The following is a 21,104-nucleotide window of genomic DNA, read 5'->3' as shown; positions in this document are numbered from 1 at the left end:
GAGACCGTTTATCTAGGAGAATAGAATGGCTACGCACGACGTACTCGTCCTTAATACAAACTATGAGCCTCTCAATGTGTGCAACATGCGAAGGGCTATCTCGCTGATGCTTTTGGGTAAGGCTGAAGTCCTTCAGCTTCGCAACGCCCCGATCTCCACTTCAAGTGGAGATTACGTCGCGCCATCGGTTTTGAAGATGAGGAATCAGGTGCGACGGCCTATGCCACAGCTACGACTTTCGCGGCATTCGATCTTGGCGCGTGATCATTACACTTGCCAGTACTGCGGGATCAAAGGTAAGGATTTGACCATTGACCATGTGGTTCCGAAGTGGGCTGGTGGTCCGCACTCTTGGGACAATTTGGTGGCTTGTTGCCGGAAGTGTAATCTCAAAAAGGCCGACAAAACGCCTCAGCAGGCGCGGATGAAACTGGCACGCAAGCCCAAGCGTCCCCACTATGTTCCGTACTTGTCGCTTCCTCTGTATCTTCGAGCTCAGAACCGGGATGACTGGCGAGATTACTTGCCACAGTTTGAAGAGTTCTCCCATGAACTTTTCGTTGCAGAAACAGCTTGAAAAACTGGTGATTCGACAAATTGTTTCCAGCATGAAAAAAAGTGGGGGCGGTACACTGTAATTTCCGTCCCCACCCTCTATAATGACGGGGAAACGAACCAGCCATGGACGGAGGGTTTAGAATGAATGCACTCTTGATAAATGGGGGTCGGAGACTCCAGGGAACCGTTGAGGTCACGGGTAGCAAGAACGCTTGTCTTGCACTTTTGTCCGCTGTCGTGATGCATGAAGGAAAGACGGTCCTTCACAATGTGCCGCGAATTTCTGATACCGCTGCGAAGGCGAGTTTGCTTGAGCGATTTGGTGCCAAGACGGAATGGCACGGAACATCTCTTCACATTGACTGCACGGATATGCGGGCTGGTGAAGCGGATGAGGAGATTGTTCGCAGTATTCGGACCTCGTTCTTCTTGCTCGGGCCGCTTTTGGCTCGTATCGGCCATGTGAAGATTGCTGCGCCCGGTGGATGTAAGATTGGTGCTCGACCTCTTGACTACCACTTGAAGGGGCTCCATACATTGGGCGCTGAAATCGACTATGTGGGTGGCGTTTATACCGGATCGGTGAAGGAGCTTACTGGGGGAGAGATTTATCTCGACTCGCCAAGTGCGGGTGCGACTCAGCATTTGATGACGACCGCTGTGCTGGCGAAGGGTAGCACTGTGATCAACAACGCTGCGATGGAGCCTGAGGTTATCGCTCTGGCGATGTTCCTGAATAGCATGGGTGCTGTTGTAGAAGGCGCAGGCACGAGCACGATCACGATTGAAGGAGTGAAGTCGCTGAAGTCTTGTGAGTTCCATGTGCCTGCTGACCGGATGCAGGCTGGTACCTACATGATTGCCGGGGCCATCACTGGCGGAGACGTTACGGTTGCCGGAATTTTGCCCGAGCATCAGACGCCGCTCGTGAACAAGATGCGGGAAGTTGGCGTAGAGATCGAGGAAGGGCCGGACTGGATCCGTGTTCAGGGCGGCAAGCGCCATAAGGGCATTAAAGTTAAGACAATGCCTTATCCCGGATTTCCAACCGACATGCAACAGCCGATGGCCTCTCTTCTTGCGCTTGCAGAAGGCATGAGCGTGATTGAAGAGACGATTTATGAAAGCCGAATTGGTCACATTGCGGAATTGAACCGCATGGGGGCAGACATTCGGGTTGAGGGTGGTAAGTCCGCGATTATCACCGGAGTTGAGAAGCTGAGTGGAGCATCCGTTGAAGCAAGCGACCTCAGAGCGGGAGCAGCCCTTATCTTGGCTGGACTTGCTGCGGAGGGAGAGACCACCGTGTCCAACATGATTTATGTCGATCGGGGATACGAGTCCCTTGAAACGACCCTTACATCGCTCGGTGCGCACGTAGAGCGCATATCGACGAACCAAGCAAATCCTACGAAGGGTAAGTCTCAGTATTGAAATTTGTTCCTGAAATCGGCATCGACTTAGGCACTGCAAACATCCTGGTATATCGAAGAGGCAAGGGCATTGTGCTTTCTGAACCCAGCGTTGTTGCCATAAGCACTCAACACGGCAAGATCCTTGCTGTAGGGAACGAAGCTCGCGATATGCTTGGAAGAACTCCTGGCAATATTACGGCGATTCGCCCCCTTCGGGAAGGTGTGATTGCGGATTACACCACGACGCGAAAGATGTTGGAATACATCATCAATAAGACTTGCGCGTCGAAGGTTCCATTTAAGCTCCGGCCCACAACGTTGGTGTGTGTTCCCAGTGGAGTCACCAATGTTGAGCGCCGTGCCGTCATTCAGGCGGCCAAGCAAGCTGGCGCTGGTCTTGCCATGACCATTGAAGAGCCGATGGCTGCTGCTATTGGTGCAGGTCTTCCAATTTCGTCACCAGGTGGAAACATGGTGGTTGATATTGGTGGTGGTACTACGGATATCGCTGTGATCTCGTTGGGTGGGATTGTGCTTTCTTGTAGTTTGCGGTTGGGCGGAAATAAGCTTGACGAGGCGATCATTCGGCACATTCGAAACGTTTACAACTTGATGATTGGGGATCCTACTGCTGAAGAGATCAAGATCAAGGTTGGATCTGCATATCCTTTAGAGCCTGAGCTTAGGATGGACATTCGCGGTCGCGACCTTGTTGCTGGTTTACCTAAGAGCGTTGAGATCACGAGCGAAGAGATTAGGGAAGCGCTGAGTGAGCCCGTTCGTCAGATAGCTGAGAAGCTTTGTTCGGTGCTGGAAGAGACGCCACCCGAACTGGCGAGTGATATCATTGAACGAGGCATCACGCTTACGGGCGGTGGAGCACTTCTTCGGGGCCTGGATCGGCTTTTGGAAAGTGTTACCGATATTCCTGTAAGAGTTGCCGATAATGCATTGAACTGTGTCGCAATCGGTACTGGACGAGCGTTGGAAGAGTTAGATGCGATTCGACAGAGTGGAGCGGTAAGCACAATATGAAAACCTTCCTCATCGCAGCGATTTGTGTGGTAGCAGCCTTTGGTTATGCTCAGGACGGTAAGACTGGTCTTTCTAAGACGAGGTCTAAGGGAACTGTTCAGTCGCAAGACACCACACCTGTTACCTGTGATGAGGCACGGCTTGTCTTTGAGAAGGCTCAGAAGGTTCTCGCTTCGACTTTATCTCAGGCGTTTGTCCAGAAGAGTTCCGTTCCGTTTGGTACGGCTCCTATTAGTCGAGCGCAGGTAGTTGCTGAGATGACTCGGTTGTTCAACCTCACCAAGCCAAGTTTCAAATTTACACCTAAGGCTGTTTCGTTTGACTTGAACGTCATCAAGCTTCCTGATGCGGCGCAATTGCCAAACCTTCGGATGTTGATTCGATATGGTTGTATTGGCAAGGTGAGTCCGTTGGCGGTTGGTCCGAAGAACACCTTGACAGTGCAGGAGTTTGGCGATGCCTTGGGCTTCTTTATTGCTCGGATCGCTCAACTGACGCACAGTCCTACGCCGAAGTGGTCGCCATATCTTGGCGCTGGCGGCTAGTGGATTTGGCGGATAGAAGTCACGCCAGGCACTTGCTCTAGGAGTTGCTGCTCAATCCCCTGCTTCAGGGTGACATCGGACAGCGGGCATCCGTTACATGCACCTGTAAGACGAATTGCGACTTCACCCTCATCGCTGACTGATACCAGGTGAATCTGTCCTCCGTGGGATCGAGCATAGGCTTGAATACCCGCCATTGCCTTCTTGACTTCAACGTAAAGAGGGTTTGCATTTTGCTCCCCCTCTTCTTTGTGAAACAGATTTCTAATAATGTTCAAGCTAACCTCGTGACTTGATTATACTTGACAAATTAGTCTGGATTAATTATAGCTTTCGCACCCAGACTTGCATGGAGTTTTTGCCGCGGTTGTTCCAGGCGAAATACGGGATGAACTTGGCGGTGCATTCTCGTATTTCCACGGTGCCTTCGTCGGCGTAGAGCTGATCTGGGAAGAGTTCTACGTCACACGAGCCATAGACTGTGAGGACGTTGGCTCCTTCGAGTGTCGTCATCTTTTGGACTTCGACTTCTGCTTCCGTGTCTGCCACGAAGAGTTGAGGGGCGAAGCCTAGATCCTTCTCCTCGACGCAGTAGACGAGCGGGCCGTAGGTGAGAGCTGTTCTTCCCAGGTTGTCGCGGACTTTGGGGTCGCAGACCAGCCACTTTGCTTCCATCTCGAACTCCACGGTGAGGATGTCTCCTTTTTGCCAGGTCTTGTTGAAGACTGCGTATCCATCCTCGAACTCTGCTTCCTCTGTGAGGCCGGGGAGGTCTGTGGAGATGTCCTCTGCCCATTCAGGTAGGCGAAGGCGGAGGGAAGCGGTTACGGGCTGCTCGGGGTTTACGTGAATTTTGACGTTTCCGTTGTAGGGAAGGCCGGACTCGACACGGATTGCAACCTGCACCCCTTTGATGGTGGTTGTGGCCTCGAAGCCTGCCATTAGGTGAAGATAGATTCCGTCGTCGGCCGTGCTCATTACGTACTTGCCCACGCTACCGATGAGTCGTGCGATGTTGGGTGGGCAGCAAGCGCATGAGAACCATGGTGTCCTTTCGTGTGTACCTCGGCTCTCAAGAGGGTTATCGTAGAAGTAGTGATCTCCCGAGAGTGAGATGCCGCTGAGAGCTCCGTTGTAGAGTGCTCGCTCGATGATTTCTGCATACTCGGCGTTGGCCGTTTGTTCCAGGAGCTCCTGGCCCCAGAAGATGAGGCCGCAGGCAGCGCAGGTCTCTGCGTAGGCGGAGAGGTTGGGTAAGTCGTAGTCGGATGTGAAGCCTTCGTTGGAAGCGCTTGGGCCGATGCCGCCTGTTACGTACATGCGGCGCTTGGTGAGGTTGCTCCAAATTCTTTGGAGGGCACTGTCTAGGGCTTCATCGTTTTGGCCGTCTGCGAGGTCTGTTGCTGCCATGTAGAGATACATGGCGCGCACTGCGTGGCCAACGATCTCGGTGTGCTCTCGAATTGGGGCGTGGTCTTGGTAGTACTCACCACTGTATTTGCCGTCGACTAGGAGCGTCCTCTTTGCCCAGGGAGCTAGGGCTAGCGATTCTTCGTCGCTGAGCTCTTGTTCTAGTGGACTTGGTCTCTGGCCTCGCTCTTCTACCATCCAGCGGGCGAGGTCTCGGTATTTGGTATCGCCGGTGGCTCGGGTTAGCCTGATCAGGCCGTATTCAAACTCTTCATGGCCGCAGTAGCCTCGTCGCTTGCTGGGGCCGAAGATGCTTAGGACGTGATCTGCGAAGGCCTTGGCGATGTTGAGGAGCTGGGTGTCACCTGTGGACTCGTACATTGCCGCTCCGGCCTCCAGAAGGTGTCCTCCGCAGTACAGCTCATGCATCATGTTCAGGTTGCGGAACTTGAGGTCTGGGTGCTTGAGTTGGAAGAACGTGTTGATGTAGCCGGAGTCTTCTTGGGCTTCGGAGAGGAGTTTGGTTACGTCAGTGGCGAGTTGCTGAAGTTTCTGGCGGGCGGATTGTGAACCGTGCTGTGTGGCCAGTGCATAGGCACATGCTTCCAGCCATTTGTAGACATCGCTATCGTTGAACCAAAAGGTGTCGGTGTAGGTTCCTTCTTCTTTGCCGGCAGCTCGTCGGAAGTTGGCAAGGCGACCGGTGGATTCGAGTTGGTCGTATTGGGAGGGAAGAGTGACCTCCACGAGCACCGTTTGCCAACGAGACCAGAATGGGTCTGTTAACTTGATATCCGAGAGAGAAAGGGCGCTCATGCGACGCTTCAAAGCCATAGAAAGAGCTTAGCATCGGAGCTCATGCTGCTGCATGGTGTACCAGACTGGGAATCACTCGGATGGGGTTGCTAGGAGTGGTGCCGTCGCTCGGACTCGAACCGAGATGCCTTGTGGGCGCCGCCACCTGAAGACGGTGCGTCTACCAATTTCGCCACGACGGCCTGGAGATGTAAAAGATACCCGCTTGTTAATAAAAACGCAAGGGGCCTGGTCCCAGGCATTCCTGCTTACTGCATCGTTACCAGTTCTGGCGATGCCAGCTTGGTTTACCAGGTGAGTTTTCTATCAGGAATGGAATGCCAAACGTGGAGCAGATTCTTATCTGTGGCGGGCGGAAATTTAGATGCTTTTAACAGGCGAGCACTTTGTAAGAGAGGGATTGATCACTGATGACCAGTTACGACTGGCGTTGGATAAGCAGAAGGAGCTAGGAAGCACTGAACCCCTAGCAAAACTACTTGTGGGAATGGGGCTTATCAATGAGCACCAACGTGTCCAGTGTCTCGGAAAAGTTTGGGGTGTTCAGTTTGTTGATTTGTCGAAGACCGTTCCCCAGCACGAAGCGATTGTTTCACTGAGTCTCCAACTCGCCAAGAAATTCAAAGCTCTGCCCATTGAGCGCAGTAACTCGCGTCTAACGGTGGCGATGGCGAACCCACTTGATGTGTTTGCTATTGATGAGATTCGCCTTGTTACTGGTTTAGAAATTGAGCCTTATATCTCAGTTGAAGAGGACATTCTCGCGGCCATCATCACGCACTACAAAGTCGATGTCAATGTAAACGACGCTTTGGCTGGTGTGATGAATGACTTCGATGGTTCGGACATCGAAGTAAGCAAGAAGGAAGATGAGGAGCTGTCTGAATCGGAACTGCGTGAGATGGGCGATGACGCTCCGATCATTCGGTTAGCGAACCTAATTATTAGCCAGGCTATTTCTGACAAGGCTAGCGACATCCATATGGAGCCGCAGAAAGATGGGATGCGGATTCGGTACCGAGTGGATGGCGTGATGTATGAATCCATGAAGCTGCCCCGAAAGGTTGTGGCTCCGCTGACCAGCCGAATGAAGATCATGGCTGAGATGGACATTGCCGAGAAGCGTGTGCCGCAGGACAACCGTATCAGTCTTTCGATGAACGGGAAGGATTTTGACCTTCGTGTTAGTACGCTGCCGATGATCAGTGGCGAAAAGATCGTTATGCGTGTCCTCGACAAAGGCGGCATTAATGTTGGCCTTTCGAAGCTGGGGTTCTTAGACCATAACCTAAAGGTTGTAGAGGACTGGTGTACGAAGAGCTACGGGATCATTTTGGTGACTGGGCCGACGGGTTCTGGTAAGTCCACGACGCTTTACTCCATCGTCAACAAGATCAACACGGGTGAGAACAATATCATCACGATCGAAGACCCCGTTGAGTACGAGTTGTACGGCATCAATCAGTGCGGTGTGAATAACAAGGCGGGCATGACGTTTGCTGCGGGACTTCGTGCGATGCTCCGACAGGATCCGGACGTGATCATGGTTGGTGAAATGCGTGACAAGGAGACGGCAACGATTGCGATGGAAGCAGCCCTCACCGGTCACTTAGTTTTGTCTACGCTTCACACGAATGACGCGCCGGGTGCTGCTACGCGACTTATCGACATGGAAGTTGAGCCGTTCTTGATTTCGAGTTCGATTGTTGGCGTGCTTGCTCAGCGACTGATACGCGTCATTTGTCCGCAATGTAAGGAGTCTTACTCAGCACCACGTGAGATGTTGCTTCGATATGGTTTCCCACTTCCTGAGGAGTTAGGTGCGGGGACGCACGGCGAACTGACTCTGTTCAAGGGACGGGGTTGTGACCATTGCAAGGGAACGGGTTACAAAGGCCGAAGTGGTGTCCACGAACTGCTGATCATGTCGGATGAGATCCGGGATCAGATTCTGGAGAGGAAGCCGAGCCATGTGCTTCGCAACATTGCTATGTCTCAAGGCATGAAGACTTTGCAGATGGATGCGGTGAGCAAGATTCTGATGGGCGTGACAACTGTTGACGAAGTTCTGCGCGTGATCTACGCATAAGCAGTTTTTTTTCAATAATACAAATAGAGATAAAGATGAGAGGTGGTTTCTAAGTGTCTGCAGTGGCAAGAGCAAATGGCGGTACTCCGTTGGATGTAGTTGTTTCCAAGGTTCAAGAACTGGCGGTTCTTCCGCACGTGGTATTCAAGGTCCTTGAGATAACAGCGTCGGAAGATGCGCCAGCGTCCGAGATCGAAAAGGCGATCACGGTCGATCCGGGGTTTAGCTCCAAAGTGCTCATCATGGCGAATAGCGCCGCATTTGGGTTACCCAAGAGGGTGACCTCTATTAAGGAAGCCATCACGTTCCTCGGTTTTCGCACTGTGCGAAACATCGCTATGACGGTGGGTGTGTTCGATTTGTTCGTTGGTAAGACTGATCGCGAATCGCTTCGTCGGCGCGCTTGGTGGCGGCAATCGATCGACTCTGCGGTTTGTGCCAAGTGGCTGGCGAAGGAGACACGGAAAGTAAATCCGGACGACGCCTATACCTGTGCGTTGTTGCACCTGATCGGGAAGACTCTGTTGGACCGTTGCGGCGGCCGGGATTATGACCTTGTGACGCAGATGACTGATCTTGGCGAAGAGGCAATGAAGGCCGAGATAGGAGTTTACGGTTGTCACCATGCCGAAGTTGCCGAGGCTGTTAGCGCTAAGTGGGGATTACCGGTAGAGCTTCAGCAGGGGTTGAACTATCTCATGCAGCCTACGACTGATGAGGCTCCTGATCGTCTTCGGGCTTGTACCGCTTTGAGTTCTGCCATTGCTTATTACGCCAAGGCGGGTCTGGACGGTGAAACCCAGCGTGTTTTGCCTACCTGGGCTTTGCAGCTAGTTGGTTGGGATCCTGAGAAACAGGACGAGTACATCGAGATGGGAACCAACGTTATCGCGCACGCAGAGTTCTAGTTTTAGTGCCCTAGTTCTTGGTTCTGCCGGGTGCTAGGGCATTTTTGTTTGCCGGGTTACGAGAACGTGGAAAAAGGATATTAGTATGTCGAACGGATTCAGTTGGAGCAATGTTCTAGGTGGCGACTCACCTAAGGAAACGCCAGTGGAAAAGGCGCCAAGTGCGCCGGAAGTAATTGCGGCCCCTCCGGTTGAGCCTAAGGTGGAGCCAGGGAAGATTACGTTCGAGACTCCGGCTTCGATGAACACTCCTGCCCCGATTACGGAAGCCCCTCCAACCGTGGATCAGAGCGTTCACAACATCGTGATTGAAGACCATCGGTTCGCGAGTCCTGTCGAATTGAGTGCGACTTCTACTCATGGTGAGGCTGAGGCTAAGAGTATCCGGGACGTTCACATTGATGAGATTCTTCGGATGTCCATTGAGAGGAAGGCCTCAGATATTCACCTCACCGTTGGTCTGCCTCCAATGATTCGTCTGGATGGCGAAATAGTTCAGCTTCCGTATCAGCCGCTTGAGCCACAGGATTCTCGTCGTCTTATTTACGACACTCTTAGTAACGAGAATATTCAGAAGTTTGAGACCAAGCACGAGCTGGACTTTGCTTATAGCGTGAAGGGCCTTGCTCGATTTCGTTTTAATGTCTACATGCAGCGGGGTTCGGTTGCGGGTGCGCTCCGTGTTATCCCGACTAAGATTCCATCGTTTGACTCGCTTGGGCTTCCTTCTGTTATTCGTGAGATGAGCAAGCGGACCAGTGGGTTGATTTTGGTGACTGGGCCGACGGGTTCTGGAAAGTCGACGACCATTGCTTCGATGATTGACGACATCAACGACACTCGGCAGAACCACATTCTTACGATTGAGGACCCCATTGAGTATTTGCACGTTCATAAGAAGTGCATGGTCAATCAACGGGAGATGCATGCTGACACGTATTCGTTTGCGGATTCTTTACGGGCTGTGCTCCGAGAAGATCCGGATATTATCTTGGTGGGTGAGTTGCGAGACCTTGAGACCATTGAAGCGGCTCTTACTCTTGCTGAGACTGGTCACCTCGTGTTCGGGACGCTCCACACGCGAAATGCTCCGGCTACTATTGACCGAATTATCGACGTGTTTCCGAGCGATGCGCAGGACCAGATTCGTGTTCTTCTAGGCAACACGTTGGAAGGGGTTGTTTCTCAGCAGTTGATGCCGAAGCTGGGGGGCGGACGGTGTGCAGCGATTGAGATCATGCTGGGTACACCGGCTATTAAGAACCTTATTCGTGAGGGTAAGACGCACCAGATGTATTCGTCCATTGAGACGTCGCTTCAGATTGGGATGCAGACGATGGACCGCTCGCTTGCAGAGCACTTCCGGAATGGGAACGTTGCGTATGAGGAGTGCCTCATGCGTGCTGTGGACAAAGAGAACTTTAGCCGCCTTGCCAAGGGGCAGTGATCCCTAGCAAATATACTCGCTTCCATAAGCAGAGGGTCTCCAAACAGACCACTTTGCATTTTTGGTTGAACCAAGTCTACGGGATAGAAGCGTCCGCTTCCAGTGAATTCATAGGCTATCAAGGTGAGTTAAATCTCTGTGCCAATTGCGGAGATAACCCCGTGATCAGGATAGATCCGCGGGGGCCGGAGGGCGTTCTGGGCTTATATTCCCCGTTTCGGAGAAGGGAGTTACACTAGCTGGCCAAGCCACACTCGACTAAGTCCATAGTTGGGGCATGGCTGTACTCGATACGTACTCGTACGGCCATGGTTTAGGGAGTACTACACGCCACTGGAGCATGAATGATTTCAGAACTATTAGTTTCCGATCAAGCCAAGCCTTGAAAATACTTTCTGGGGGCAAGCTAGTCGACGAAGTAGACCGCATGGATAGCGGATTCGGTAGCGACGGTCACTTTAGACCACAGACCACTTATTGAAACAATATTAGAGCCTATAAATGGCACACAGGCCCAAGTGGGTGGACTCATATGGAGGGCGAAGCGATACGTTGGCTATATTCAAGTTTATGTATCTAACGAAATGAATGTAGATCACTAAATTACCAATTCCTTGGTGAGGATCTCTGGGGTTGGAAGGGTTGGGACCGGCCTAGCAACGGATTTGGAACCCACGGTACTGTAACGGAAACATTCCTCTGGAGGATAACTCAGAAGTAGAAACGGTTGTGCTGGTGTACCTGCGGCACCAGCGCTCAGCAAGGACAACAATTATGAAGCGATTCGCAACCCCATTGATAGTACTTTTTATCATCATTTTCAGCGTAGATGCAGTCCTATCGATCGGATCTGATTTTTTTAGGGGATGGTCAAGTGAGGCGTTGGAGTCGGCAGTCCTTGAAGAGAGATGTGTAGATGTTGAACGACTTTTAAAGAAGGGTGCAGATCCTAATCATATCTCGTCTGAAAGTGGCATGTCAGTAGTTCAATTTGCAGCCGAACATTCTGATATCTGTTCTTTGAAGTTATTGTTACGGCATGGTGCTGACCCGGACAAGAAAGATGGCTTCGGGACATCTGCACGTTCGGCAGCAAAGTTTCGAGCAAAGAAACTTATTGAAGATTGGGATAGACTCCTCAAATAAAGTTTCGGACCATGGCGAGTAATTCACGCAACCTAGTTTGAGACGTCAATGGAGGAACTCGGCCCAACCAGATTCAGTAAGAACTATACGCCTTACTTTAGAGATACGGTTCTTAGGTTTCGACGAGCATGTCTTCTCCCGGCAAGTGTCATTACGCTCGTTTCCCAAGAATCTACTGAATGATTCTTGGGAAACGAGCGTCTGATACTTATAATTAGCGGAGGCAAGTTCTTGACCTTGCGACTTCTCTTCATGTCTTGACGGACCTGTAAACGGTATTACTGAGAAGTTCAGAAAGCAATTTTGTATAAGGGTAACAATGGGTAACGCTCCGACCAGCACTTTAAAGAGACTTCTCAAGGCTTCGATTGTTCTTGTAGCCGCAATCGCTATGGGTTGCGGCGGTGGGGGTGGCGGCGGAAGCAGCACGGGCAGCGGTACTGGATCGACATCCGGGAATGTGGTTCGGACGGATACCAAGAACAAATGGACGGTGCTTGTGTTCTTGAACTCTGCGAACGACCTACAGGATGAGGCCCTCCCGAATATTATCCAGATGCAGAAAATTGCCAACCAGCAAGACGTTCGGTTTGTGGTCCAGTGGAAGGAGACGATCCAGCGCTATTCGGGTGCAACTTCGGCGCCTTTGTTCGTGAGTACTCGACGGTATTTGATTCAACCGAGTTCTTCGAACACGCAACTCGCGAGTCAGCTTATTCAGGACATGGGAACCGGGGTCGATATGGGAAGTGCACAGACTTTGCACGACTTTATTGACTGGGGTAAGAAGTTCTCTCCCTCGGAGCGATATGCGTTGATCGTTTGGGATCACGGCTCTGGATGGCGGAGCCGGTCTCTTCAGAAGCCAAAGACGCGGAGCATCAGCTATGACGCTGAGAATGGCACGATTATGCAGGTGTGGGACTTCAGCACGGCGCTGCAGGGTTTCCATCTCGATGTGATTGGCTTCGATGCTTGTCTGATGCAGATGGCTGAGGTTGCCTATGAGTTGAAGCCGTACGCGGACTTCCTTGTAGGAAGTGAAGAGAATACGCCTGGACCTGGTTATCCTTACGATGCGGTCTTCTCCGCTTTTGTGGCCAACCCGTCGGACTCCACCAGCAACCTCTGTAAGTCTTTTGGGACTGCCATGGTCAATGATCCGCGCTATAAGGCGTCTCTGGGTTACCCGATTGAGCAGAGCACCATTGATACCAGTAAGTTGGATGCTGTGGCTGCGGCCGTGAAAACGTTTGGCACGGTGTTGGCTTCCCATAAGGCTGAGTTGAGTACGGTATGGCCAAACGTCCGAAACAACTCACAAGCTTTCGCTGACCTCGCGAACGGGATGTATTACGATCCTGTTGATTTCTGCACACGGCTTGAGGCAGCGACGAACCTTCCTGATGTGATTGTGGCTTCACAAAACGTGCGGGCGGCTATTGGGTCTGCGGTTGTTTGGGAAGCCCACAACTCCTTGCGGCCGGGATCTCACGGGCTTGCGCTCGACTTCTCGGATTCTTCTACCTTCACAGGTGCGATTCAGGGCGGAGGATCTTTGCAACTGGATTACAGCTTGCTGAAATGGCAGACAGCCTCCAACTGGGGAGCTTGGCTGGCTCAATCGCCTTAGAACTGAGTGAACACTTCCGTGAGGAGTGAACACTTAATAATGCGAGGACGGTTGCAGGGTTGATTCATCACGAGACTTCTGCAACCGTTTCTGTTTCCGATAACCGCTGTGGTTGAAGGCGGAGCCCTTTTTGCACTCTCTGCAGGGGCGTCGCAAAAGAATAAATGAAACCCATTCAAAATCGCAGAGGCGTAGTACTAGCCCTCGTTGGCCTAGCGCTACTCCTTTACATAGGTTGGACAGAAGCTCGAATTCACGATCTTCGGGAATTGACTAACTTGTCATATGATGTGTCATCCTGCTCGCTTTACGAGTCAGACAAGGAAAAGGTTAGACACTGCTTCAGAGTACGCGGCTATGAACTCCTCCCTCGAGGAGAAAATACTGACATAGTCCTTCCGAGTCTGATTTTGAGGAATTTTACATTCGCAACGAGTTTGGCCGTAATTGAGTATGACAAGAGTGGCAAGTTCAAACGGTGCCACGTCGAATCCAGCATTGCAGCACTCTAAAGTAAGAGTGGAAAGCCTATCATTTGACCAAGTGCACGTGTTTCCATCAAATTGAACAGATAAACTCTCGGTGACATGCCTTTTCCTAGAGTTTCTGTCTTCGCTGTGTCACTTCGACTACTTTGCGTTGCGATTCTTGGTCTGATCCTTGGTTGCGGTGGCGGCGGATCTGGCCCAGTCGTGATCACTCCTTTGCCTAAGGTTAAGTGGACTGTTTTGGTCTACATGAACGCGGCAAACGATCTGGACCAGTTTAGTCCTCTCAACATGAATCAGTTGGAGACGGTTGCGAACTCTGCGGATGTCCGGTATGTGGTTCAGTGGAAGCAGGAATTGATTGCGGGGAAGAGTCCGAATCCGACGTTTTTGGGCACTCGGCGCTACTTGGTTCAGTCTGATTCCACGTCTGCGATCAAGAGCAAACTGATTACTGATATGGGTCGGAGTGTGGACATGGGGAGTTATCAGACCCTTCGTGACTTCATTAGCTGGGGAAAGACTTACTCACCAGCTGACCGCTATGTGTTGGTGATCTGGAACCACGGGAATGGTTGGCAAAAGACACCGCCGAGTCTTCGAAGTCTTTCTACGGTTAACCTCGATCCGAAGACGATGACTCGTGATGTGAGTGTTGATAACTCGACTCAGAATGGCATCGATATTTGGGACTTCTCTAAGGCATTTCAGGGATTCCATTTCGACATCATTGCGTTTGATGCGAGTTTGATGCAGATGGCCGAGGACGCTTATGAGCTGAAGGACTACACGGACTATGTGGTTGGCAGTGAGGAGAGTCCTCCTGGGGAAGGGTATCCGTACCAGCGCGTGTTTGCAAAGTTTGTGGCTAATCCTGATGACACGACTCGGAATCTCTCCAAAGCGTTTGTGGATGGGATGTTGGCTGAACCGACGTATACGACTCGGAACATTACCCAGAGTTCGATAGACACTTCTCAGTTGCCAGCTCTGGCTGCGGCAGTGCAGCAGTACAAGAATGCTCTGTTGGCGAATGTTGGGACGCTCACTAACACTATTCAGGATGTTCGAACGAATGCGCAGGGCTACAGTCGGGTGGCCAACCTGCGGTACTACCTCGATCTTGTAGATGTGTGCCAGCGTATTGACGCTCAGACTACTGCGACCGATATTCATGCAGCATCAACCGCCGTTCAGCAGGCTTTAGCGAATGCCGTGGCGTGGGAGGGACACAATACGAACTCTCCGGGTAGCCACGGTTTGTCGATTGACTTCTCGAACGTGGCCGCCTACAATGCGAACTCGCCTGACTATACACTTCTGCAGTGGGATAAGGCGACTGGCTGGAGCTTCTTTTTAAGCCAGGCGCCTTAAGGGACTATTTTGTGGTGCGAGTGCCGGGCTTGGTGATGGGGATCTCCGCTAGCCAATCTGGCACTTCGTCTGGCGCGTAAGATACGGCTTCCACTTTGTAAGCGTGGTAAGTGGGGAGACCTAGATTGATGTCTGGTGTCGAGCGGTCGATGAGGACTGCGTAAGCTTGTACGGAACCGCCTGCATTTTCTATGGCGACTCGGCTTTCGAGTAGGGAAGTGCCCATGGTTAGGACGTCGTCGACGATCAGCACTTTGGCTCCCTCTGGAATTGTGCGGCCTCTTCGGAGGGTTTTGACGCCATTTTCATTCTCAATATAGATGGCTGGGAGGCCCATTTGTCGTGCGACTTCGAAGGCGATGATGATGCCACCGGTGGTTGGGCCGGCTACGTACTCGATGCCAGCGTCTCGGAAGTGCTGTGCGATCTCGCCGCAGAGAGCGCTGAGGACGTGTGGTTGCTCGATGATGCGGAACTTCTCCCAGTAGACGTCGGAGTGCCTGCCCGACGAGAGAAGGAAGTGGCCACGCAGGATGGCGCCTGAGGACTCTAGAAGCTCGTGTAGATCCATGTTTAACCTAAGACGTGGAATGGGGTCATGTCTCGAACGATTTCGTTCTGTTCGTTGAGGAGCACGACTTTGGGAATGATGGGCTCGTCGGAGAGGTCAAAGGCGGCGATGATCAGTCTGTCACCGTCTTTGAAGAACCTTGCGGCTCCGCCGTTTAAGCCAATGACACCCTTGGGACCCGCGAATGCGTATGTTTGGATACGTGCATCGTGGTCGACTGCCCAGATGTGGACCATCTCTCCATCCTGAATTCCCACGTGCTCCATGAGCTCACGTCCGATTTCGATGCTTCCCACATATTCGGGGTTGGCATAGGTGACGTGAGCGTGATGGAGTTTGGATTTAAGTAGCTGGGACAGGCGCATCTGAGCTTGTGTGGTTGTCTGGGGGAGTTGAGGTGCTACCGACACGCACCGAGGGGTTCTTTGCGGTTACACGACGGCGCGAGTAGCCCGCCATCAATCCGCCGACGAAAAGCATACCTGTTCCGACCCAAACGAGGCTGGTGAGGGGCTTGTAGAACAGCTTGATGGGGTAGAGCGGTGGATCGAACAGGAGCATCAGTTCCACGCTCTTGTCGGCTGGGTCCATGCCGCCTGCCATGGCTATCATGAAATCTGGACCAATCTTCGGGAGCGTTGGATCGAGGCCCGTTTCGCTCAGCACCATTTCTGGCGTTGCGAGGTACTGCTTGGGCTCGCCATGAGCGTCTTGCACTGTGAGACGAACTTGGGCACCAAAACGCGCGCCAGGCTGGCCGAGGGGGCCTTTCATGACGGGTTTCAGGTACTCGAGAGTGATCGGGTCCTTCTCACCGATCGTCTTGATGTCCCCGGGTTTGAGCCGCATCGGGTCTAGGGTTACGCGGTTGTCGGGTGCGGCCATGTGGACATAGACATCATGGGTGAGTCCTCGCTCTACGTGTGGCCAGACGAAGGCCTCGGGCTTTTGAGAGTTTCCGTATAGGAACAGACCAGGCTTTGCCTCGAATGTCTTGCCGGACGGGCCGGTCATGGCGATCACGACTTTGCTATCTCGGTCGTAAGGGTTTTTGCCTGTTCTCTCTTTGTAGGTGAGGTTGTAATCAAGGATCGTGCTAGGTGAACCAGGGCGGAGGACGCCGGTTTCGTCCCGCTCATAGCCACGGCTGATAAAGAGTCCGCCGAGGAGAACTGCCAGGCCGATGTGGGCTATGAAGCCACCGACTCCCATCTTGCTGCGCTTGCCGAGTTCTATGGCGCGCCATAGGTTTGAAACTACCGCGAACATGCAGAGGAAGATGAGGAAAAGCATCCACCAGACCAGGGGGGCTTTTATGTGGAATGGGCCGGCTACTGTGGCACCGACATTCGGATTGACTCCAATGGACGGCGACATCAGGGCCATGTGTGTGAATCCGGTTAAGCCGATACTTACGCAGACGACTGAGAAGATTCTGGTCCAAAGCTCCTTCAGACCGATCGCTCTCCAGCTCAGGAAGGGCGTCACCGCCATGAGGAGAATGAGGGGAATGAAGAACCAGGTCAGAACTTGATGGTACAGCCACTCTTCAACAGCACTTCCTCGCCCGTCCTTGATCGCTCCGACCACTGGCCAGCTCATTCCGAGGGCGATTACCACAGCCATGAGGCTCAGTAGGAGCATGGAAGTGCGGAGCAGGGACTCTCGGCTGTAGCCTGGTTCCTCAGGCTGTTCGGGTGATGCTGCCTTTGCTAGCTTCACACCTCGGGTGGCGTACAAGGCTCCGTAGCCGACGACTAAACCGATCAGAACCCATTTTAGGATGATTCTTGAGTTGTCGTCCATTGTGGCGAAGCTGTGGTTGCTGACCTTATCTAGTAGGCCGGAACGGGTCAAGAAGGTTCCGTATACGAAGGACAGGAACGGAAGTGCGCCTAGGACGAGGTTGATGGAGATCCATTTGTTCTTGCTGGACTGGACTAAAACTCCATGCGCGAACACGACAAGCATCAGCCATGGAACGAAACTGACGTTTTCAACAGGGTCCCAGCTCCAGAAGCCTCCCCAGCCGAGTGTTTCGTATGCCCAAAGACCGCCCATTGAGATGCCCAGCCCCAGCACGCCTGTGATCGCTAGGGCAAGGGGGCGGACCTGTTTGACCCAGTCTTTGACGTTGCCGGTAAAAATGGCGGCTGCGGCATAGCCGAAGATGACGGTGAGTGCTCCAAAGCCGAAGAAAATTGTGGGGGGATGGATTACCATCCAGTAGTTTTGGAGGGACGGTGTGAGACCATTGCCATCCGGGAGGATGTAGGTTTTTCCGTGGATTGTTGAGTCTTTGATTAGGTTGAACGGACTCTCAAACGTGAGGATGAGCATCAGAGATGCTAGGAAAAAGCCTACTGTCACGGTGAACCAGCGACGGTATTCGCCAGTTCCGCGCATGACAAGGAATGCACTGATGGTGCTCATGATTGCCCAAAGGAGGAAGCTTCCTTGTTGGGCTGACCACAGACCCGAGATTTTGTATTGTAGGGCCGTAGCTAGTTCGCCGTGTGAGGCGACGTACTCGTATTGGAACTGATCTTTGATGAAGAGGCTCACCAGGCAGCCGAATACAGCAAAGATGGACAATCCTCCCAGGGTAAACGAGAGTTTTGCTGCTTTCTCAGTGGATGGATATCTCTTTTGGAGAATCCACAGAATGCCCGAGAGAGCCATGAAGGTGATTGCTGCAATGACTAGGCCTTTGCCAAGCTGCCCAACCCATAGAGACCATGGTTGAGCCTCCGTTAAACCAGGAGGTAGATCGTTCACTTAGAGAATTCCTACTTTTTCGATTCTGAATCGTACTTCGACGGGCACTTGACGAGGAGCTGTTTTGACACGAACTCGTCACCCTTCATGCCACCGATGGCGACTACAGTTTTGGCCTTGCTGAGATCGGAAGGCATGTCTCCGGTGTGAACCACATTCACGACCGTTCCTTCGGAGTCTTTCAGCTTGAACAGGAGATGGTGCGATGCATTGTCAAGCTGCACCGACTCTTGGATGACTGCTCCAGCCAAGTGAAGTCTGTCATCGGAAGAGTGCTTAGCTTCCGTAACGGTGACGTACTTGGATGCACCGTTCATGAACGAATAGCCGACCGCAGACATTGCCAAGACAGAAATGACCGCTGTGATGATCGGGCCTTTGTTCGCGCCACTAATTTTCATCTCACTCATCAAGGTACCAGCACTTCAATGTTAACTACGCATATTCAGCGGGATTCATGCAGGAACTGAATGGTTTACAGTGTTGTTATTGGATAAACTTGCCATGATGCTTCGTATGAAATCCTTGACATTGTGTGGGATGGGGTTACTGCTTGCCCTAGGTACTCCTACTGCCCTTGCAGAAGGGAAGAACAACGGTCTTCCGGTTCGGCCTGGTGACGACGTTCTGTACATGAAGACCAATGTAGGCAGCTTCAAGATTTTGGACAACGGAAAGGAAAAAGCTCGAGGTCATGTCGAGATTTCATTCCGAGGCACGGTTTTGGTGGGTGACCTTGATGGAACGGTTACCGCTGGTCCTGGAGTTCGCTTGGAGTACGAAGACAAGGTTCACCACAAGAAGGTTTACTTCGGAAAGGGCAAGCTGACGGTCGATGGATTTTTCAAAGCTATCCAGTTCTTTGGGAAAGACTTGACCGGCACCTATACCGGTTCTGGAATTATCCGTTTGACTGGTGAGTTTGACAAGAACCTTGATACGGGTGAGTTCTGGTTTAAGAGCCAGCCGAAGCATCGGCCCTGGGGAACTGGCAGCATGCAGACGCCTCTTCCACCTAATCCGCTAAATCCACAGCAGAACGATGGCGGAATCAAGGGCAAAGTAAAAGACATCGGAAAGAGCTAATTCGTTGCTCGAACAAACCTTTGTTCATGTTCCCGGAATAGGGCTCGACTCTGAGCGAGCCCTATGGGAGCAGGGTTGTAACCATTGGAATGACCTTCTTGGTGGCCTGAAGAAGTACAGCTTTGGGGCGGCATCTCCTCAAGTCGTGAAGACGACACTCACTAACTCGGTGAAAGCCCTGGAGAATGGGGAGCATCAGTTTTTCCGAAACCGATTGGGCATGCGAGAGGCATGGCGGGCGTTTCCGGAGTTTCGGCACTCTTGCGTCTACTTGGACATTGAGACCGATGGTGGACAATCGGGTTCATCGGTTACGACCATTGGGCTCTATGATGGGAAAGATTTCCAGTGCCTTGTGAAGGGGATTGATCTTGGGAATTTCCCCGACATCATTTCTCACTATTCGATGATCGTGACTTTCTTTGGAGGGAGTTTTGACCTTCCGATGCTTCAGAAGTGTTTCAAAGGGTTGATGTTTGATCAGATTCACATCGACCTATGTCCCACTTTGCGGAGGATAGATATCCGAGGTGGTCTCAAGAAGATCGAGAAGCAGTTGGGGCTTCAGCGTGGAGACGATACTGACGGTTTGAATGGGCTGGATGCCATCCGGCTTTGGAAGCGGTACACCACGTTAGGCGATGACAGCGCCCTCGAGACGCTGATTGCGTATAACCGCGAGGATGTTGTGAACTTGGAGGTGCTTGCCGAGTATGCGTACAAGCACCTTCGAGAGGCAACTTTGAACCGAGCGGCTTCACCTAGCTAGCTTTCGAAAAGCCTCGATTGCACGTTCGGCCTTAGCATCGTCTACATCTGCATGAAACACCAGGCGTAGACGATTGCTGGCGACTGGGAAGCAGTGAACACTGAGCTCAGTGAGTTTGGCCTGCCATTCTGTTGCGGGGCGATCCGTGTTGACCATGACCATGTTGGTTTCGATCGATGTGAGGTCCACGCTTAGTCCGGGAAGATCGGAGATCTGGGTTCCAAGATACATGGCTCTTGCATGGTCTTCCTCAAGTCTTCCGACCATTTTGGTAAGGCTGACGATGCCGCAGGCGGCTAGGATTCCTGCTTGTCTCATCCCGCCTCCAAGTCGCTTTCTCCAAATCCTTGCTTGGTCGATAAAGTCTTTTGGACCGCAGAGGAGGGAACCGATGGGAGATCGCAGGCCCTTGCTGAGGCAGATGCTCACAGTGTCTACTTTGGAGGTGATCTCTTTGATATCGACTCCCAACCCTACTGAGGCGTTGAACACGCGGGCACCATCCAAGTGGACTTTAAGGCTGTGACGATCTGCAACCTGTCGATAGGCGGCCATCTTTTCCAGAGGAAGAATTGCACCGCCGCCGCGATTGTGGGTGTTTTCTAGACAGATGAGGCGAGTGCCTGGGTTGTGCAGGTTTGCTTTGAGGATTCGCTTCTCGATGGAGTCGGGGTCCATGGCTCCTCGCTCTGAGGGCAGTGTCCAGCTTACGACGCCTGCAATGACCGCGGAGGCCCCTACTTCATAGTAGAGGATGTGGGCTTCTTCTTCGATGATGATGGCGTCGCCTGGCTGGCAGTGGGTTGCCAGTGCGATCTGGTTGCCCATTGTCCCGCTTGGGACGAAGAGTGCTTGCTCCATCCCCACCATGTTCGCAGCAAGTTGCTCAAGCTGGATGACGGTTGGGTCGTCGCCTAGTACATCGTCGCCCAGCGGCGCGTTCATCATGGCCTCGTACATCTCGGGGGAAGGACGAGTCACGGTGTCACTGCGAAGATCGACTAAGTCGGCCTGAGGGTTAGGGGCGCTCACCCGA

At 52.4% G+C, this 21,104-nt stretch carries 19 protein-coding genes and 1 tRNA gene; 12 read left to right on the top strand and 8 right to left on the bottom strand.

All coding sequences use genetic code 11. The features are described from left to right. Window positions 1–25: 25 nt before the first annotated feature. The 4 genes from ACZ51B_RS00455 to ACZ51B_RS00440 all read left to right on the top strand — a co-directional run bounded on the left by ACZ51B_RS00455 (window position 26) and on the right by ACZ51B_RS00440 (window position 3,553). Window positions 26–577 carry an HNH endonuclease gene (locus tag ACZ51B_RS00455; protein ID WP_464295266.1) on the top strand — a complete coding sequence of 184 codons (552 nt, stop codon included), beginning with the start codon at window positions 26–28 and terminating at the stop codon, window positions 575–577. Between the two features lie 122 nt (window positions 578–699). Continuing rightward, entirely contained in the window at window positions 700–1,992 is a 1,293-nt protein-coding gene (gene murA, locus ACZ51B_RS00450) for a UDP-N-acetylglucosamine 1-carboxyvinyltransferase (RefSeq protein ID WP_464295265.1), read from the top strand. Then, window positions 1,989–3,008: a rod shape-determining protein MreB gene (gene mreB / locus ACZ51B_RS00445; RefSeq protein ID WP_464295264.1), complete on the top strand. Its 1,020-nt coding sequence runs from the start codon at window positions 1,989–1,991 to the stop codon at window positions 3,006–3,008. The genes murA and mreB overlap by 4 nt, the downstream gene beginning before the upstream one ends. After that, on the top strand, window positions 3,005–3,553 hold the full coding sequence (locus tag ACZ51B_RS00440) for a hypothetical protein (protein ID WP_464295263.1): 549 nt from the start codon (window positions 3,005–3,007) through the stop codon (window positions 3,551–3,553). The genes mreB and ACZ51B_RS00440 overlap by 4 nt, the downstream gene beginning before the upstream one ends. On the opposite strand, the gene ACZ51B_RS00435 is transcribed toward ACZ51B_RS00440, so the two are convergent. The 3 genes from ACZ51B_RS00435 to ACZ51B_RS00425 all read right to left on the bottom strand — a co-directional run bounded on the left by ACZ51B_RS00435 (window position 3,550) and on the right by ACZ51B_RS00425 (window position 5,961). After that, window positions 3,550–3,831: a NifU family protein gene (locus tag ACZ51B_RS00435; protein WP_464295262.1), complete on the bottom strand. Its 282-nt coding sequence runs from the start codon at window positions 3,829–3,831 to the stop codon at window positions 3,550–3,552. The genes ACZ51B_RS00440 and ACZ51B_RS00435 overlap by 4 nt on opposite strands. 46 nt (window positions 3,832–3,877) lie before the next feature. Further along, window positions 3,878–5,797 carry a glycoside hydrolase family 127 protein gene (locus ACZ51B_RS00430; RefSeq protein WP_464295261.1) on the bottom strand — a complete coding sequence of 640 codons (1,920 nt, stop codon included), beginning with the start codon at window positions 5,795–5,797 and terminating at the stop codon, window positions 3,878–3,880. Window positions 5,798–5,875: 78 nt separating this feature from the next. Further along, window positions 5,876–5,961 (bottom strand) — tRNA-Leu (locus ACZ51B_RS00425). A 182-nt stretch (window positions 5,962–6,143) separates the two neighbouring features. On the opposite strand from ACZ51B_RS00425, the gene ACZ51B_RS00420 reads away from it, so the two are divergent. From ACZ51B_RS00420 to ACZ51B_RS00395, 6 genes are all read left to right on the top strand, one after another. Continuing rightward, window positions 6,144–7,868, top strand: a complete 1,725-nt coding sequence (locus tag ACZ51B_RS00420; RefSeq protein WP_464295260.1) for a GspE/PulE family protein — start codon at window positions 6,144–6,146, stop codon at window positions 7,866–7,868. Window positions 7,869–7,921: 53 nt separating this feature from the next. Continuing rightward, window positions 7,922–8,776 carry an HDOD domain-containing protein gene (locus ACZ51B_RS00415; protein ID WP_464295259.1) on the top strand — a complete coding sequence of 285 codons (855 nt, stop codon included), beginning with the start codon at window positions 7,922–7,924 and terminating at the stop codon, window positions 8,774–8,776. Window positions 8,777–9,158: 382 nt separating this feature from the next. Then, a complete protein-coding gene (locus ACZ51B_RS00410; protein WP_464297204.1) occupies window positions 9,159–10,223 on the top strand; it encodes a type IV pilus twitching motility protein PilT in 1,065 nt (354 codons plus the stop codon). 774 nt (window positions 10,224–10,997) lie between these two features. Continuing rightward, window positions 10,998–11,369, top strand: coding sequence for a hypothetical protein (locus ACZ51B_RS00405; protein ID WP_464295258.1), 372 nt, complete (start codon window positions 10,998–11,000; stop codon window positions 11,367–11,369). A 319-nt stretch (window positions 11,370–11,688) separates the two neighbouring features. Then, on the top strand, window positions 11,689–13,002 hold the full coding sequence (locus ACZ51B_RS00400) for a clostripain-related cysteine peptidase (protein WP_464295257.1): 1,314 nt from the start codon (window positions 11,689–11,691) through the stop codon (window positions 13,000–13,002). Between the two features lie 617 nt (window positions 13,003–13,619). Beyond that, on the top strand, window positions 13,620–14,864 hold the full coding sequence (locus tag ACZ51B_RS00395) for a clostripain-related cysteine peptidase (RefSeq protein ID WP_464295256.1): 1,245 nt from the start codon (window positions 13,620–13,622) through the stop codon (window positions 14,862–14,864). A 4-nt stretch (window positions 14,865–14,868) separates the two neighbouring features. On the opposite strand, the gene pyrE is transcribed toward ACZ51B_RS00395, so the two are convergent. The 4 genes from pyrE to ACZ51B_RS00375 are packed head-to-tail and all read right to left on the bottom strand — an operon-like array spanning window position 14,869 to window position 18,614. After that, the gene (gene pyrE / locus ACZ51B_RS00390; RefSeq protein WP_464295255.1) at window positions 14,869–15,435 is read right to left on the bottom strand and encodes an orotate phosphoribosyltransferase; all 567 of its coding nucleotides are present in this window, start codon (window positions 15,433–15,435) and stop codon (window positions 14,869–14,871) included. Window positions 15,436–15,437: 2 nt separating this feature from the next. Then, window positions 15,438–15,800, bottom strand: a complete 363-nt coding sequence (locus tag ACZ51B_RS00385) for an aspartate 1-decarboxylase (protein WP_464295254.1) — start codon at window positions 15,798–15,800, stop codon at window positions 15,438–15,440. Beyond that, entirely contained in the window at window positions 15,778–18,213 is a 2,436-nt protein-coding gene (locus ACZ51B_RS00380; protein WP_464295253.1) for a cytochrome c-type biogenesis CcmF C-terminal domain-containing protein, read from the bottom strand. The genes ACZ51B_RS00385 and ACZ51B_RS00380 overlap by 23 nt, the downstream gene beginning before the upstream one ends. Before the next feature lie 11 nt (window positions 18,214–18,224). Beyond that, on the bottom strand, window positions 18,225–18,614 hold the full coding sequence (locus tag ACZ51B_RS00375) for a cytochrome c maturation protein CcmE domain-containing protein (RefSeq protein ID WP_464295252.1): 390 nt from the start codon (window positions 18,612–18,614) through the stop codon (window positions 18,225–18,227). Between the two features lie 115 nt (window positions 18,615–18,729). Between ACZ51B_RS00375 and ACZ51B_RS00370 the strand changes: the two genes are divergently transcribed. Then, window positions 18,730–19,299, top strand: coding sequence for a hypothetical protein (locus ACZ51B_RS00370; RefSeq protein WP_464295251.1), 570 nt, complete (start codon window positions 18,730–18,732; stop codon window positions 19,297–19,299). Window positions 19,300–19,303: 4 nt separating this feature from the next. Continuing rightward, a complete protein-coding gene (locus ACZ51B_RS00365; RefSeq protein ID WP_464295250.1) occupies window positions 19,304–20,068 on the top strand; it encodes a ribonuclease H-like domain-containing protein in 765 nt (254 codons plus the stop codon). On the opposite strand, the gene ACZ51B_RS00360 is transcribed toward ACZ51B_RS00365, so the two are convergent. Then, window positions 20,057–21,100, bottom strand: coding sequence for a threonine aldolase family protein (locus ACZ51B_RS00360; protein WP_464295249.1), 1,044 nt, complete (start codon window positions 21,098–21,100; stop codon window positions 20,057–20,059). The genes ACZ51B_RS00365 and ACZ51B_RS00360 overlap by 12 nt on opposite strands. Between the last annotated feature and the right edge of the window lie 4 nt (window positions 21,101–21,104).

The sequence above is a fragment of the Fimbriimonas sp. LA-C6 genome (assembly GCF_055398105.1).
Note: the sequence above shows the minus strand (reverse complement) of the source record. Positions and strands in the feature narration are given on the sequence as shown.